The organism is Acinetobacter sp. ANC 4470 (assembly GCF_002135335.1).
In the GTDB taxonomy this organism is placed as follows: Bacteria; Pseudomonadota; Gammaproteobacteria; order Pseudomonadales; family Moraxellaceae; genus Acinetobacter.
In genome coordinates this window covers 1-13,569 of record NZ_NEGC01000011.1, presented here as the reverse complement: position 1 = coordinate 13,569, position 13,569 = coordinate 1, and the positions used below count along the sequence as shown (strand labels likewise).

Annotated in this window: 16 protein-coding genes; 10 read left to right on the top strand and 6 right to left on the bottom strand. The window is 40.1% G+C overall.

Features of this window, described 5'->3' with window-relative positions; all coding sequences use genetic code 11:
- Positions 1-9: 9 nt before the first annotated feature.
- The 6 genes from B9T25_RS13365 to rplS all read left to right on the top strand — a co-directional run bounded on the left by B9T25_RS13365 (position 10) and on the right by rplS (position 3,262).
- The gene (locus B9T25_RS13365; RefSeq protein ID WP_086188906.1) at positions 10-513 is read left to right on the top strand and encodes a type IV pilin protein; all 504 of its coding nucleotides are present in this window, start codon (positions 10-12) and stop codon (positions 511-513) included.
- Positions 507-971, top strand: a complete 465-nt coding sequence (locus tag B9T25_RS13360) for a type IV pilin protein (protein ID WP_086188905.1) — start codon at positions 507-509, stop codon at positions 969-971. Before B9T25_RS13365 ends, B9T25_RS13360 begins: the two co-directional genes overlap by 7 nt.
- A gap of 145 nt (positions 972-1,116) precedes the next feature.
- Positions 1,117-1,374 carry a 30S ribosomal protein S16 gene (gene rpsP / locus B9T25_RS13355; protein WP_086188904.1) on the top strand — a complete coding sequence of 86 codons (258 nt, stop codon included), beginning with the start codon at positions 1,117-1,119 and terminating at the stop codon, positions 1,372-1,374.
- A gap of 30 nt (positions 1,375-1,404) precedes the next feature.
- On the top strand, positions 1,405-1,953 hold the full coding sequence (gene rimM, locus B9T25_RS13350) for a ribosome maturation factor RimM (protein WP_086188903.1): 549 nt from the start codon (positions 1,405-1,407) through the stop codon (positions 1,951-1,953).
- A gap of 42 nt (positions 1,954-1,995) precedes the next feature.
- A complete protein-coding gene (gene trmD / locus B9T25_RS13345) occupies positions 1,996-2,736 on the top strand; it encodes a tRNA (guanosine(37)-N1)-methyltransferase TrmD (protein ID WP_086188902.1) in 741 nt (246 codons plus the stop codon).
- 151 nt (positions 2,737-2,887) lie between these two features.
- On the top strand, positions 2,888-3,262 hold the full coding sequence (gene rplS, locus B9T25_RS13340; protein WP_086188901.1) for a 50S ribosomal protein L19: 375 nt from the start codon (positions 2,888-2,890) through the stop codon (positions 3,260-3,262).
- Positions 3,263-3,332: 70 nt separating this feature from the next.
- Here rplS and B9T25_RS13335 read toward each other — a convergent pair whose 3' ends face one another.
- The 3 genes from B9T25_RS13335 to B9T25_RS13325 form a co-directional block, all read right to left on the bottom strand.
- Positions 3,333-4,304 (bottom strand): lipase family alpha/beta hydrolase, encoded by a 972-nt coding sequence (locus B9T25_RS13335; RefSeq protein WP_086188900.1) that lies wholly within the window; start codon positions 4,302-4,304, stop codon positions 3,333-3,335.
- Positions 4,305-4,483: 179 nt separating this feature from the next.
- Positions 4,484-5,470 carry an esterase/lipase family protein gene (locus B9T25_RS13330; RefSeq protein ID WP_086188899.1) on the bottom strand — a complete coding sequence of 329 codons (987 nt, stop codon included), beginning with the start codon at positions 5,468-5,470 and terminating at the stop codon, positions 4,484-4,486.
- A 175-nt stretch (positions 5,471-5,645) separates the two neighbouring features.
- Entirely contained in the window at positions 5,646-6,674 is a 1,029-nt protein-coding gene (locus B9T25_RS13325) for a lipase secretion chaperone (protein WP_086188898.1), read from the bottom strand.
- Between the two features lie 148 nt (positions 6,675-6,822).
- Here B9T25_RS13325 and truB point away from each other — a divergent pair, with 148 nt between their 5' ends.
- From truB to B9T25_RS13310, 3 genes are all read left to right on the top strand, one after another.
- Positions 6,823-7,728, top strand: a complete 906-nt coding sequence (gene truB, locus B9T25_RS13320; protein ID WP_086188897.1) for a tRNA pseudouridine(55) synthase TruB — start codon at positions 6,823-6,825, stop codon at positions 7,726-7,728.
- A gap of 39 nt (positions 7,729-7,767) precedes the next feature.
- Complete coding sequence (locus tag B9T25_RS13315; RefSeq protein WP_086188896.1) at positions 7,768-8,538, top strand: sulfite exporter TauE/SafE family protein; 771 nt, start codon at positions 7,768-7,770, stop codon at positions 8,536-8,538.
- Positions 8,539-8,666: 128 nt separating this feature from the next.
- Positions 8,667-9,125, top strand: coding sequence for a hemerythrin domain-containing protein (locus B9T25_RS13310; protein WP_086188895.1), 459 nt, complete (start codon positions 8,667-8,669; stop codon positions 9,123-9,125).
- Between the two features lie 47 nt (positions 9,126-9,172).
- Here B9T25_RS13310 and B9T25_RS13305 read toward each other — a convergent pair whose 3' ends face one another.
- The 3 genes from B9T25_RS13305 to serA form a co-directional block, all read right to left on the bottom strand.
- The gene (locus B9T25_RS13305) at positions 9,173-10,048 is read right to left on the bottom strand and encodes an EamA family transporter (RefSeq protein WP_086188894.1); all 876 of its coding nucleotides are present in this window, start codon (positions 10,046-10,048) and stop codon (positions 9,173-9,175) included.
- A 169-nt stretch (positions 10,049-10,217) separates the two neighbouring features.
- The gene (locus B9T25_RS13300; protein ID WP_086188893.1) at positions 10,218-11,108 is read right to left on the bottom strand and encodes an EamA family transporter; all 891 of its coding nucleotides are present in this window, start codon (positions 11,106-11,108) and stop codon (positions 10,218-10,220) included.
- Between the two features lie 252 nt (positions 11,109-11,360).
- The gene (gene serA, locus B9T25_RS13295) at positions 11,361-12,593 is read right to left on the bottom strand and encodes a phosphoglycerate dehydrogenase (protein WP_086188892.1); all 1,233 of its coding nucleotides are present in this window, start codon (positions 12,591-12,593) and stop codon (positions 11,361-11,363) included.
- Between the two features lie 353 nt (positions 12,594-12,946).
- Between serA and B9T25_RS13290 the strand changes: the two genes are divergently transcribed.
- Positions 12,947-13,569: FAD-binding oxidoreductase (locus tag B9T25_RS13290; protein WP_143222480.1), on the top strand; the 623-nt coding region annotated here is incomplete at its 3' end.

Here is a 13,569-nt window from a genome sequence, read left to right as displayed (position 1 = left end):
GGATGATGAATGATAAATTTTAAAAAAAAGCATCCTGTATCTGGTTTTACACTCATTGAGTTAATGGTCGTGGTTGTAATAGTCGCAATTCTTGCGGCTATTGCAATCCCCAGTTATCAGGAATATATACGACGAACATTTGCTTCACAGGCTCAACAGGAGATCCAACAATTAGCAAATTTACTTGAAAAAAATAAAACACGTAATTTTAATTACTTGGGTTTTTCAACGACACCCGACCCACTTGTATTACCTAATGGTGCTACAGGCAGCGCCATTCAATATAGAGTTACTGTAAGAGATGGGGAGAATACAGGAAGAGCTCTTACCAGTAATGCAGCTTCGGGACAGAGTTGGGTAATTCGTGCTGAAAGTACAGATGCCAATAACTTTAGCTTTTTGATGACGAGTGCAGGTTTACGTTGTAAAAATAAAACAGTAGCAAATATCACTGCAACTAATATTACAGATGCTACCTGTGGAGCTGATATTACAGGGAGTGAAGAATGGTGAAAAATCTTAAAGGCTTCACTCTGATTGAATTGATGATCGTTGTAGCTATTATTGGTATTATTGCGATGTTTGCTTATCCTGCATATCAAGAATCAGTGCGTAAGACTAAGCGAATTGATGCACAAGCCTCTATAATACAAATTGCAGGGCAATTACAGCGTTATAAAATTGCAAATTTTACCTTTTTTAGAGTGGGAACAAGTACACCTATAATATTAGCTGATGTAGGAGTACCGTCCGTACTTCCAACATCGGCTTCACCATTATATGATCTAGCCTTAACAAATGTTACGGCAGGTACATGGACTTTAGTAGCTACTCCAAAATTAAGTACAACTCAATTTGGTGATGGTCATATAGTTCTGAATCATCGAGGTGAGCGTTGTTGGACAAAAGGTTCAGATAAAGGTGGTTCAACGTGTATTCCATCTGCAACCTCAAACTGGGACGGACGTTAAAATATAAATTCAAACTGTGGATAAATAAATTTTGATCTTCCTTTCATAGAAAATATAAAGTAAAATATCGCCCTCTATGAAAGGGGTTTGAAGTGTGTCGATGGTCGACACAGGGATAATCCGTAAAAATTATAAGGTTTTTATCATGGTTGTAATTCGTCTAGCACGCGGTGGTGCTAAAAAACGTCCGTTCTATCAAATTATTGTAACTGATAGCCGTAATGCACGTGACGGTCGTTTCATCGAACGTATCGGTTTCTTTAACCCCACAGCTCAAGGTCAAGCAGAAAAACTTCGTTTAGATGCTGATCGTTTTGCTCATTGGGTTTCTCAAGGCGCTCAACCGTCTGAACGTGTTGCTTCTTTAGCTGCTCAAGCTAAGAAAGCTACAGCTGCTGCATAATTTTTTGCGAATTAAGTAGTAGGAAAGCCCATGACACCAACACAGAATGTTCCCGAAGATCGTATTCAGATTGGACAGTTACGTTCAGCATATGGATTAAATGGGTGGCTCTGGGTCTATTCCAATACAGAACCTATGAGCAACATCTTTGACTATCTGCCTTGGTACATTGAAACCAAAGCAGGTTGGCAAACAGTAGATGTAAAACGTTGGAAGCCGCATGGCAAAGGCTTGGTTGTTTCGTTAAAAGATGTGAGCGATCGCACTGCAGCGGATGGCTTGGTTGGAACCAATGTTTGGATTTCAAAATCGCAACTTCCGAAAGCAGGAATGGATGAGTTTTACTGGACAGATTTGAAAGGCTTAACAGTGTTAGGTTTGGATGATAATGAACAAGAAGTAAATCTCGGAAAAATCCATGAAATGTTTGAGACAGGTGCCAATGATGTGATGGTGGTTCACGCAACACCAGACAGCATTGATGCTGAAGAGCGTATGATTCCATGGCATAAAGATGTGGTGCAACGAGTTGATCTAGAAGCTGGTCGTATTTACGTCAATTGGGGCGTAGATTATTAATCCTTTAAGGATGAACGCAGCAGGAAAATAGAGGAGTCTGCGATGTTTTTTGCAGTCATTACGCTTTTTCCTGAAATGTTTGAAGCGATTACAGCCTACGGTATTAGCGGGCGTGCAGCAAAACGTGAAATAGTACAAGTCACTTGTATTAATCCACGTGAATTTGCGACGGGCAACTACAAAAGAGTGGATGAACGTCCATTTGGTGGTGGTCCAGGTATGGTGATGATGGCAGAGCCTTTGGCAAAAGCAATTCATCATGCTAAAGAGCTTGCTTTGCAAGCGGGATGTGTTCAGGTTCCTGTGGTGTATATGTCTCCACAAGGGAAAACCTTAGACGAAGCTGCGGTACAACAGTTTGTTGAATATGACGGATTGATTGTATTGTGTGGACGTTATGAGGGTGTCGATGAACGTTTGATCCAGCAATATGTTGATCAGGAATGGTCAATTGGCGATTATGTTTTATCGGGCGGTGAACTGCCTGCGATGGTTTTATTGGACAGTATTATTCGGAGACTTCCGGGGACCATGTCTGATGAGCAATCGGCGATACAAGACTCATTTGTGGATGGTCTTTTAGATTGCCCACAATATACTAAGCCAGACCATTTTGAAGGTTTGGATGTTCCTGAAGTGTTAAAATCAGGACATCATGCCAATATTGATAAATGGCGGTTTTTGCAGCGTTATCAACGCACTTTGGAACGCCGACCTGAGTTGGTGGAAAAAGTTGAGTTGAGCAAGCAGCAAAAAAAATGGCTCAAAAATTTAAATACTTAAACTTTTATGAGTTTTAAGTATCTATGAATAGGCTCTTTATTGGTTCGACTTTGTTCGGCTGTAAAGGGAAAGATAAACGGGTCGATACGCGCTTTAGCCTCTGTCCCCAGCGGTACAGACCTCTTCTGTCCCGCACATTGGAGATTCCCACATGAGTGGTAAACATCCTTTAGTTCAAGTTATTGAAAATGCTCAATTAAAAACTGATCTTCCAGCTTTTGCACCTGGTGATACTGTAGTCGTTCAAGTAAAAGTAAAAGAAGGCGATCGTGAACGTCTTCAGGCTTTTGAAGGCGTTGTAATCGCAATCAAAAACCGTGGTTTGAACTCTGCGTTCACAGTACGTAAAATTTCTAGTGGTATTGGTGTTGAACGTGTTTTCCAAACGCATTCACCAATCGTTGCTGGTATCATTGTGAAACGTCGTGGTGACGTTCGCCGTGCTAAACTTTATTACCTACGCGAATTGTCTGGTAAAGCTGCACGTATCCGTGAAAAATTACCAGCTCGTAAAGTTAAAGCTTAATTTTAAGTTTTATACGAGTCAAAAAATGCGCCTTATGGCGCATTTTTTATGTCTTAAATATCGACCAAGTTTATAAGCCTTGCAGTTTTAAACGGTTGGCATGTTGACGGTAGACGTCTACTGGATCAGGTGCGAATAGAGCACGTAAACCTAAGACTTGATTGACTTCGTCTAAGTGATTCCAGTTATAGTTGTCGCGAATCGTTTTACCAAATTTAGCACTGCAACGTGAAACAAGACCGTCATTATCTTTGCCATTATTAATCAGCAAACTTGTCACCTTTAATGCTGAATCTGGATCAAGTAGATTGGTGATGGTGCCTACTCCAGCAAATGAGTAAAAGTACATCCCATTTTTCTGAGCAGCGCCTTCGCTACATGCAGTCGTTGGCATGCCTAATGGAAATTGAGTATTAAATTTGGCGGAGCCTGCAAGAGTTAAGCTGTTACCACCTGCCAAAGCATCATGTGGGAAGCTATTTGGGTCTAAACCTTGTGCCCAAGTAATGGCCTTAGAAACTAAGTTTACCGCGCCAACTAATGGTGCTTCAACCACTGTACCTTCGGCTTTTAAGATCAGGTCAGCCACAGAAGAGCCCGTATTGGGTGCACCGATAGCCGTTAATGAGGCAACTTTATTGGGAATCACACCTGCGACATAACGGATGGTGGGACCACCATGTGAGTGTCCGACCAAATTGACTTTAGCAGCACCGCTAATGGCGATAATTTCTTCAACTTGTTGAAGCAGTTGTTCACCACGAATTTCAGATGAGTTAAAAGGGGAAACACGTGTTGCCCAAACATTTCCACCATTACGCGCTAAGTCTGGCAAAATTTGATACCAGTAGTCGAGTCCAAATTGATCCGTACCCACAGTAATAAAGCCCCCCATACCATGATTAAATACAATCGGATATTTGGTTTTGGCATAACTTGATGTGAGGGATTTCACTTCAACTTGCTGAGCTTGAGTGGAGGCATGTGTGGTAGAAAATGTTGCAGCAAGCATTACGCTGGCAAACAATGGTCCATATTTCATAGTAGTTCCTCTATTTTTATTTTATTGCTGATTTTTATGACAATGTGTATTGTCAATACTGAGTATAAAGTCTAAGGCATTAAAAATAAGCAGAAGGTGATAGAAGGATTTTATAAGTGTAACGAGTTGATTCAAGGTTAAGTTCCTATATGTGCAAGTAGCACATATAGGAATCAGTATTATAAACCTTGTAGTTTTAAACGATTGGCATGTTGACGATACAGTGCAACCGGATCTTGTGCAAAGAGACCTTTGAGACCGAATAGCATATTTGCAAGATCGGTATGGTTTAAATTGTAGTTGTCACGAATAACTTGACCAATATGGCTACTACACCGTGCGACCATGCCATCATTGTCTTTATTACCATAAGACAGTGGACCTAACTGCATCAGGATGGTGTCAATATCGAGTAGATTAGTCGTTTGTGCTGCCCCCCCCCAAGAATAGTAATAAATACCATCCGCAACTTTAGCCCCACTTTTGTTACAGTCAGTCGCTAAAGCCGTTGTTGGGAAGCGTTGATTGAAATCTGCAGAACCTGCCTCAGACAATGATGCCATTGATGCATCAAAGTTGTATGGCATATCTGGATTTCCTTCGGCCCAAGAAATTAGCGGTGCAACAATATAGTCACCGAGAATATTAAAGAAGGTACGACTGCCTGTGTTACCTTGAATGTCATCTGCAACTTTCGAACCACGGAAAGTACCGCCTACACCTGTTACGGATGCTACATATTGAGGTTTTACTGCGGCAACATAACGGACTGTAGGACCACCGTGTGAGTGACCAATGAGGTTGACTTTATCTTTACCCGTCAGGGCACGTACTTCTTCAACCTGCGCAATTAATTGTTCCCCACGGAACTCTGTTGTATGTGCAGGGGAAAGTTGTGCAGCAAAGACATTCGCACCATTACGTGCCATATCTGGCAAAATTTGATACCAATAATCAATATTAAAACTATCATTGCCAATACGTGACCAACCTAACCAACCATGAGTCATTACAATTGGGTATTTGGTTTTCGCATAGTCAGATTTTACTGTTTCTTTAACCTGTAAAATTCCTTTTGCAGCTTGAGTTTCAGCAGTTAATCCCATAGAAAGGGTTGCCATCACGGCAAAGGTTACTGCTTTGGTTTTTGTCGTTAAAATTTTCATAACCGATCCTTTGTTAAATTTTTTTTAATACTTTTTGTATAGTGAAAGAAAAAATAATCCTCCTGTATTGATAAATTGTGTTTTTAAATTTCATGAATGACTTTGTTTCATATCATTATTTTCTTGTTGTTTAGCATATTTTTCATCCTAAAAAATAGTTTTAATTTATAAGTGCTTATTCAGAAAAAGGCAGTTTGCCACCTTGATCATGGATCGACTCAAAAGTACTCACCCGAAGTTGTTCTTCTGATTTATTGAAATGCTGTTGACGTAATTGTTGCACTGCTTTTTGTTTAGCGGTATCACTCATGCCACTTTTCATCACACTGTCGCGCTCATTCAGATAGCCATCGACCTTGTTTTTCCAATCACTGCGCTCTGTATCCAAAGTTTCTAAGCGTTGTGTGACTTCAGGTCCGACTAAATTGGTTCGCATTTGATGAATCTCTTCAGCAGAACCACCACGCGCTTTAATGTCTGCGGTGAGCTTTCTTAAATCTTCGAGTTTATTGAGTTGCTGTAAGTTTTCTTTCCAGTCTTCAGGGAGTTGATTGAATAAATTTTTTAATTTTTCTGCCTTTTGTGCTTCAGTTAAGTTTTTGTCATCCAGAACGGTCATGCGATTTAACGTGTATTCATGGTAAATATCTTCAGTGCCAAATAAGCCGTCAATTTCGTAGTTCGAGAAAAGTTGTTGACGTAAATTTTTCATATTGGCAAATATGCTTTGATAATATTTGGGATCTTCTTTATCAATATTGGGTGCTGGTAAATGACCGAGTTTTTCACGGTAATCCATATAGCGATTCCATAAATCTAAAATTTGTGCTCGGGCAGGCTCTTGATAGCTTTGCTCAATATAAGTCTTAAAGTCAGCTTTAATTTGCTTGAGGTCTTTTTCACCATATTGAGTAATAAAGTATTCAAAACAGTTACGTGTTTGTTCATTTACAATTAAACGATTGGTGTGATCTAAGCGCAACTGACAGTTAATTTCAGTGTCTTGCTGGCTTTTACTCACAAGATTCTGACCCCGAATTGATTCTGTTGTATTGTTTTCTGTGGATAAATTCCCTTGTGTAGTAATGGTTTGTGCTGAATTTGTTTGGTCTGCACTGGATTGAGAGGGTGCTAACCAAAATAATACTGCGCCGATACACAACACAATAAGAGCCAAAATGACCCAGAGTTTATATTTCTGCATTTCCTATGCAACCTTCTATTTCTGTTTTTATTAGTCTAAAAATAGAGTCCAATTTGACATTAAATCAGTAAATGAAGCGTAGAAAAGTTGTAAATACTGACAAGCGGTTGTTACCATGTCATTCGTTTGAACTTGCTTGATCTTCGCTATGAAAAAGACTTCACCTAAAATTCAACGCCGTCATCTGAGTGGTGTTTTTTTACTTAATAAGCCTTTGGGTATTAGTTCTAATGCAGCATTGCAGAGAGTCCGTTGGTTATACCGAGCCCAAAAAGGTGGACACACCGGTGCTTTAGACCCTTTAGCTTCGGGTTTGTTGCCAATTTGTTTAGGTGAAGCGACTAAATTTTCACATTATTTATTGGATTCAACCAAGCGCTATCAAACCACCATTTATTTGGGGCATAGTACAACTACGGGTGATGTTGAAGGTGATATTTTGTTCGAGCAAGCTGTTCCTGAGCTGACTCAAGCAAAAATTGAACAGGTTTTGGCCACCTTTGTGGGGAATATTCAGCAAGTTCCACCGATGTACTCTGCCTTAAAAAAAGAAGGCCGTCCGTTGTATGAGTTGGCGCGTAAAGGTATTGAAATTGAACGTGAAGCACGTCCAATTACCATTGAGGCGATTGAATTATTATCTTTTACTGAAAATAGCCTGACTTTAGATGTAACTTGCTCTAAAGGAACGTATATTCGTGTATTGGGTGAAGATATTGCCAAAGCCTTAAATACTTTTGGGCATTTAATTTATTTGCACCGCATTAAAACAGGGCAATTTGACCTGATTCCAAGCTATACCATTGAATATTTAGAAAGCTTAACTGAATTTGAACGTGATGCTTTGTTATTACCTGCGTTTGCGCCTGTCGATCATTTTACTCGAGTGCAAGTTCCTGAAGGGCGTGCTGAATATTTTAGTCGTGGTATGGAAAGTAATATTGAGCATGCAGCAGAAACTGAAGTTTTGGTTTTTGATGGCGAGAAATGTTTAGGTCTGGCCGAAATTACTGATAAAAAGCGTTTAGTACCGAAACGTGTTTTAAATCTCTAATTATTCTTTAATCATTTTGTAGGAAAGCGATAAAGCCATATGGACATTGAGATTATCATTAGCCTGATTTTTTTTGCATTCTGTGCTGGTGCAATAGATGCGGCGGTGGGCGGTGGTGGTTTAATCCAAATTCCAGCATTAATGAATACTTTCCCCCATATGGCAACGGCAATTTTGTTTGGTACTAATAAATTAGCATCGATTTGTGGTACGGCATCGGCTGCATTCTCCTATTTTCGCCGAGTAAAACTTGCGTGGAAATTACTGGCTGTAATTGCTGTGGCTGCTTTTATTAGTTCCTTTGCTGGAGCAGCTTGCGTCGCCATGATTCCGCAATCGGTTCTGAGACCCTTTGTGTTGTTTATGCTGATTGTGATTGCCATTTATACTTTTATGAAAAAGCAATTTGGGCAAGTCCATTTTCAGCAAAGTGTTACCACTAAAACATTAGTCTTGGCGGGTGTAGGTGGTTTAGTCATTGGTTTTTACGACGGCATTTTTGGCCCTGGTACGGGTAGTTTCTTTATTTTTTATTTTATTCGCTATTTAAAAGTCGATTTTTTACATGCTTCAGCATTGTCTAAAATTGGCAATTTTATGACCAATTTTGCCGCGTTAAGTTTCTTTATTCCAACGGGTCATGTGCTGTTTAGTTTAGGCTTAATGATGGCTGTAGCCAATGTTGCAGGTTCATTGATTGGGGTGAAAATGGCGTTAAAATACGGTAGTGGTTTTATTCGTATTTTATTTTTGATTTTGGTTTCAGTGCTGATTCTTCGCTTAAGTTATCAAATGCTTTTCGCAAGTTAATAGTAAAATGCACAAAAATTAACAGTGTCTTTGCGTATTGCTGCTTAAAAATAAGAGTCCCATATGGGGCTTATTCCTATATCTGTTGGTCACGATCATATAGCCCATAGCCAAAGGTGATTAGTATCATGAATATATTTGAAGCACTACGTAAAAGTCATGAAAAACAAAGAGATTTATCTGAGAAATTAATAAAAACATCTGGTGACAGCAAAGAGCGTCGGGAGCTATTTGAGTTACTCAAAAATGAACTTTTTGCCCATGCAGTAGGAGAAGATCGCTATTTTTATATTCCTTTAATGATGACTGATTCAGGTTTAAACATTACTCGACATGCATTATCTGAACATCATAAAATGGATGAATTGCTTGAGCGGCTCACTGAAACGGAGTTTAGCAATCCCAGTTGGCTTATGATTGCGAAGAAGCTGTGTGATACAGTACACCATCATTTAAAGGAAGAAGAACATAGTTTTTTCCAGCAAGCAGGTAAAATACTCTCTGCCGAGCAGAAAGAAAGCCTCGCTCAGCAATATTTAGCTGAATATAAGAAGTATAAAAAGGCAGAAAAAGACAGTTTGACTTGATGTTGTATAAAATTCAAAGAGGGGGGGAGCCCTCTTTGATTTGGTTTTTAACTGCTTTGAGGATTAGTTTTCTGACCTGATCGAAAGGTCACCCCAACCGAAGCGATCATAATACAAAGTAGCGCAACACTTTGTAGCAGGCTAATGTGTTCCTTTAATAATAACCAACCTGCTAAAGCACCCAGTGCAGGCGATAAACTTGAAAGTGTGCCATAACGCAGTTTACTTAAGCGTTTCAGTGCCATCAGATCCAGCGCATAAGGAATAGCCGTGGCCAATAGTGCAATCATTAAAGCCTGAGGCCAATATTGAAATTGCACCAATGCTGTTGGATTATGTACCACACTGATCGGTAACATTACTATCGCGGATAGGACGATGGCGATGCTGAGCGCATGCATACCTATATTCTGTCGTACAACACGTTGCCCAAAATAAATGTATATTGCCCAGCAGACACCTGCACCCACTGCAAAAGCTGCACCTAAATAGGAGAAGTTATGTTGATTGGCATCTTGCCAAGGAACCATCAGCGCCACACCTAAAATGGCTAAGCCAACCCAGATGTAATCACTTTTTTGCTTAATGGAAAGTAATGCCAGAGTCAGCGGTCCTAAAAACTCCAGACCTACAGCAATGCCTTGTGGTAATTTACCCAGAGAAGCATAAAACAGTACATTCATCAAACAGACTGAACCACTATAAAATAATAAGTCTTTCCATCTTAGATAGGGTAAACGTTTGATAATTTTCCAAGAACGAAACATCAGTACAATCAAAATAGCAGCAAAACACAGACGAAGGGTCACGACGGTCAGTGGGTCGAGGACTTCAATCAGTTGTTTGGCAAATGAGGCACTGATCTGATACGCCACCATGGATAAAACCATGTATAACACAGCAGTAAGTTGAGTATTGGACATATGCTCCGCGCTACAACCGGTTAAGGTAATCAGTTTGAGAAAGTGTTCCTATTATAGCAATTATGAAAAGAAGCAGTGATTGGCTATTTTCATAAAAATAATAATGATTAAATGAATGGCGCTCTAAACTTCTGATTCAGAATCAAAATATGAGAATGGCTACTATTTTTTATTGCTGTAATTTGGCTTCTATTTTTTGCTTGGCTTGATGCGTGGTATAGGTACAACCCACTGAGGCAGCAATGATGATCATCAGCGCTAACCACTGTGTCCAGAGCAATTGCTCATGTAAAAAGATAAAACCTGAAAGAGCTGCAATGGCAGGTTCTAAACTGGTCAATGTACCAAAAATAAAAGGACTTAAACTTCGCAGTGCTATCATTTCTAAAGAAAATGGCAATGCACTCGCCAGTATGGCCAAGGCAATAAAATAGATGAAATTTGAAGGTTCAAAAACGCTGCTTGGAATTCCTGAAAAGAGTGCAACGGGCATTAAGCACAGCATGCCAATAAACATCCCTAAGCACACAGTATGATTGCCTGAAATCCCTGAAGGTTTCTGCCCAAAGATAATATACATTGCCCAACATGCACCCGCAGCTAAGGCAAAGGCAATGCCAATCGGGTCTAGACTTTGTGAAGTTTGATCGAATGGAAACAGTAAAACCAAGCCTAAAATGGCCAGTCCAACCCAAATGAAATCGTATCTTTGCCGCGCATAATACAGAGCCACACCAAGTGGGCCAATAAACTCAAAAGAAACGGCAATCCCAAGGGGGAGGCGTTCAATCGACAAATAGAACATGGCATTCATACCCGCTAGAGCAATGCCATAGCTGCTAATGGCACGCCAGTTCACCTGTCTAAAATTGATATGCCAAATTTTAAAAATCACGGCCAAAATAAGTGAGCCTAATAATAGGCGCATGACTGAAACGGTCAGTACAGGAAACTGACCGAACAGGATTTTGGCAAGCGAGCCACTGCTTTGCATACTGATCATGGCAATAAACAATAAAATTAAAGCTTGAGCATGTGGCGTATTTTTAAAATTAGGCATTCATTTCTATAACTAAATTTGTTTCGATTGTTCGAATAAAGGGAGATTCACAATAAGCGGTAAAATGACTGAAAACTTTTGAAAATAAAGTGTGAGGACAGTATCTTACATTCGGATGATTACATGTCTATTTGCCACAAACAACTGTAATTAGTGTAATTGTAAAGTTTTTATTTTCTTAAACTCTATTTTTAGATGCCCAAAATCAAAAAACCACAGCACGGATGCTGTGGTTTTGCGTTCTAAATTAAATTAGAACAATACGCGAACTCGGATTGTACCTTCAACTTCGTTTAGGGTATCCAAAGCTTCTTTAGAAGCAGTTGCGTCAACGTCCATCACTAAGTAACCAACGTCACCTTTGGTCATTAATGATTGACCCGAGATGTTGATGCCGTGTTCAGCAAACAAGTTGTTGATTTTAGAAAGAACGCCAGGAATATTTTTGTGAATGTGTAGTAAGCGGTGTTTACCTTCAGTCAACGGCAAAGCAATTTCTGGGAAGTTCACTGCAGATAAAGTCATGCCTTTATCTGAGTAAGCAACAAATTTCTCTGCCACTTCTAAACCGATGTTTGCTTGCGCTTCCATGGTAGAACCACCCACGTGAGGGGTTAAAATCACGTTGTCTAAGCCACGTAGTGGAGAAACAAATTCTTCACCGTTTGCTTTAGGTTCTTTCGGGAATACGTCAATTGCTGCACCGGCAATGTGACCTGATTTAATCGCATCAGCAAGATCTTCAATGATTACACATGTACCACGTGCAGCATTAATGAAGATAGAACCTTCTTTCATTTCAGCAAATTGTTTTTTGCCAAAGAAATTACGGGTAGATGGTACGTCTGGTACGTGTAATGATACAACGTCAGCATTGGCAAGAAGTTCAGCCATAGAACCGACTTGACGTGCATTACCCATAGGTAATTTCGTCACTGCATCATAGTAAATAACATGCATCCCCAAGCTTTCAGCAAGAACTGAAAGTTGAGAACCGATTGAGCCGTAACCCACGATACCTAAAGTTTTGCCACGTGTTTCGAACGAACCAACTGCAGATTTGTTCCAACCACCACGGTGCGTTGAAGCAGATTTCGCAGGAACACCGCGAAGTAAAAGGATTGCTTCAGCAAGTACCAGTTCAGCCACTGAACGTGTATTTGAATATGGTGCGTTAAAGACTGGAATACCACGAATCATGGCAGCATTCAGATTAACTTGGTTGGTACCAATACAAAAACAGCCAACAGCGATAAGCTTGTTGGCTGCTTCAAATACTTCTTCAGTCAGCTGAGTACGTGAACGAATACCGATGAAGTGAGCATCTTTAACCGCTTCTTTCAACGCTTCACCTTCAAGCGCAGTTTTACGGGAATCGATGTTGGTGTATCCAGCAGCATTTAATGTGTCGATTGCGTTTTGGTGAACGCCTTCTAACAACAAGAAACGAATTTTATCTTTAGGTAGAGAAAGATGTTGGCTCATTACGGCTCCGCTACAAAGGCCAAATTTAGTCGCGATATGATAACATACGAGAAGGGTCTATATACATTTCCTTTATGACGCAGAGGATCGGTATTTTGGCAATATATATACTATGAAATTCAGATTTTGGTCTAACTAAAACTGTGATTTGTAGGCTAGATTGTCAAAATGCTTATTTCCGCAGGGTTTCAGTAAAAATGTCTTATAATGCTGTGCAGTGAAAATCACCATAGTCATGCTATTGGTTTTGTGTTCATGCCCAGTCTAAGACAACATTCTTGTTTAAAATTTTCACAAATGAATGATCTATAGGCCATCCACCACTTGTATATTTCTTGCTAGGTCTGCAAACGATGAATGCTCCAGTCGCTTTAACACCTGAGTTATTAACCCAATTGACAGCTATTGTCGGTGAAAACCGCATTAAAACCGATGCGGACAGCCTCCAAAATTGGGGGCGTGATCATACGAAGCACTTCGATCCAAATCCATCGGTTATCGTTTTTCCATCGAGCACAGAACAAGTGCAAGCGATTGTTAAACTCGCGAATCAATTTGATGTTGCGATTACACCATCAGGTGGTCGTACGGGTTTATCTGCGGGTGCTGTGGCAGCCAATGGTGAAATTGTCGTTAGCATGGACAAAATGAACCAAATTCTTGAGTTCTTCCCTGCAGACCGTATGGTACGTGTACAAGCGGGTGTGGTGACTGAACAATTGCAAAACTATGCTGAACAACAGGGTATGTATTATCCAGTCGATTTTGCATCTTCGGGTTCGTCACAAATTGGCGGCAACATTGGTACTAATGCTGGCGGTATTAAAGTCATTAAATACGGCATGACGCGTAACTGGGTACTGGGTTTAACCGTCGTGACGGGTAAAGGCGATGTACTACGCTTGAACAAAGGCATGATTAAAAATGCCACAGGTTATGCGTTACAACATTTATTCATTGGCGGTGAAGGCACTTT

Excerpts from the sequence above, each read along its gene's own strand:
- B9T25_RS13365 (WP_086188906.1), top strand. The coding sequence starts at position 10 with ATGATAAATTTTAAAAAAAAGCATCCTGTATCTGGTTTTACACTCATT.
- B9T25_RS13360 (WP_086188905.1), top strand. The coding sequence starts at position 507 with ATGGTGAAAAATCTTAAAGGCTTCACTCTGATTGAATTGATGATCGTT.
- rpsP (WP_086188904.1), top strand. The coding sequence starts at position 1,117 with ATGGTTGTAATTCGTCTAGCACGCGGTGGTGCTAAAAAACGTCCGTTC.
- rimM (WP_086188903.1), top strand. The coding sequence starts at position 1,405 with ATGACACCAACACAGAATGTTCCCGAAGATCGTATTCAGATTGGACAG.
- trmD (WP_086188902.1), top strand. The coding sequence starts at position 1,996 with ATGTTTTTTGCAGTCATTACGCTTTTTCCTGAAATGTTTGAAGCGATT.
- rplS (WP_086188901.1), top strand. The coding sequence starts at position 2,888 with ATGAGTGGTAAACATCCTTTAGTTCAAGTTATTGAAAATGCTCAATTA.
- B9T25_RS13335 (WP_086188900.1), bottom strand. The coding sequence starts at position 4,304 with ATGAAATATGGACCATTGTTTGCCAGCGTAATGCTTGCTGCAACATTT.
- B9T25_RS13330 (WP_086188899.1), bottom strand. The coding sequence starts at position 5,470 with ATGAAAATTTTAACGACAAAAACCAAAGCAGTAACCTTTGCCGTGATG.
- B9T25_RS13325 (WP_086188898.1), bottom strand. The coding sequence starts at position 6,674 with ATGCAGAAATATAAACTCTGGGTCATTTTGGCTCTTATTGTGTTGTGT.
- truB (WP_086188897.1), top strand. The coding sequence starts at position 6,823 with ATGAAAAAGACTTCACCTAAAATTCAACGCCGTCATCTGAGTGGTGTT.
- B9T25_RS13315 (WP_086188896.1), top strand. The coding sequence starts at position 7,768 with ATGGACATTGAGATTATCATTAGCCTGATTTTTTTTGCATTCTGTGCT.
- B9T25_RS13310 (WP_086188895.1), top strand. The coding sequence starts at position 8,667 with ATGAATATATTTGAAGCACTACGTAAAAGTCATGAAAAACAAAGAGAT.
- B9T25_RS13305 (WP_086188894.1), bottom strand. The coding sequence starts at position 10,048 with ATGTCCAATACTCAACTTACTGCTGTGTTATACATGGTTTTATCCATG.
- B9T25_RS13300 (WP_086188893.1), bottom strand. The coding sequence starts at position 11,108 with ATGCCTAATTTTAAAAATACGCCACATGCTCAAGCTTTAATTTTATTG.
- serA (WP_086188892.1), bottom strand. The coding sequence starts at position 12,593 with ATGAGCCAACATCTTTCTCTACCTAAAGATAAAATTCGTTTCTTGTTG.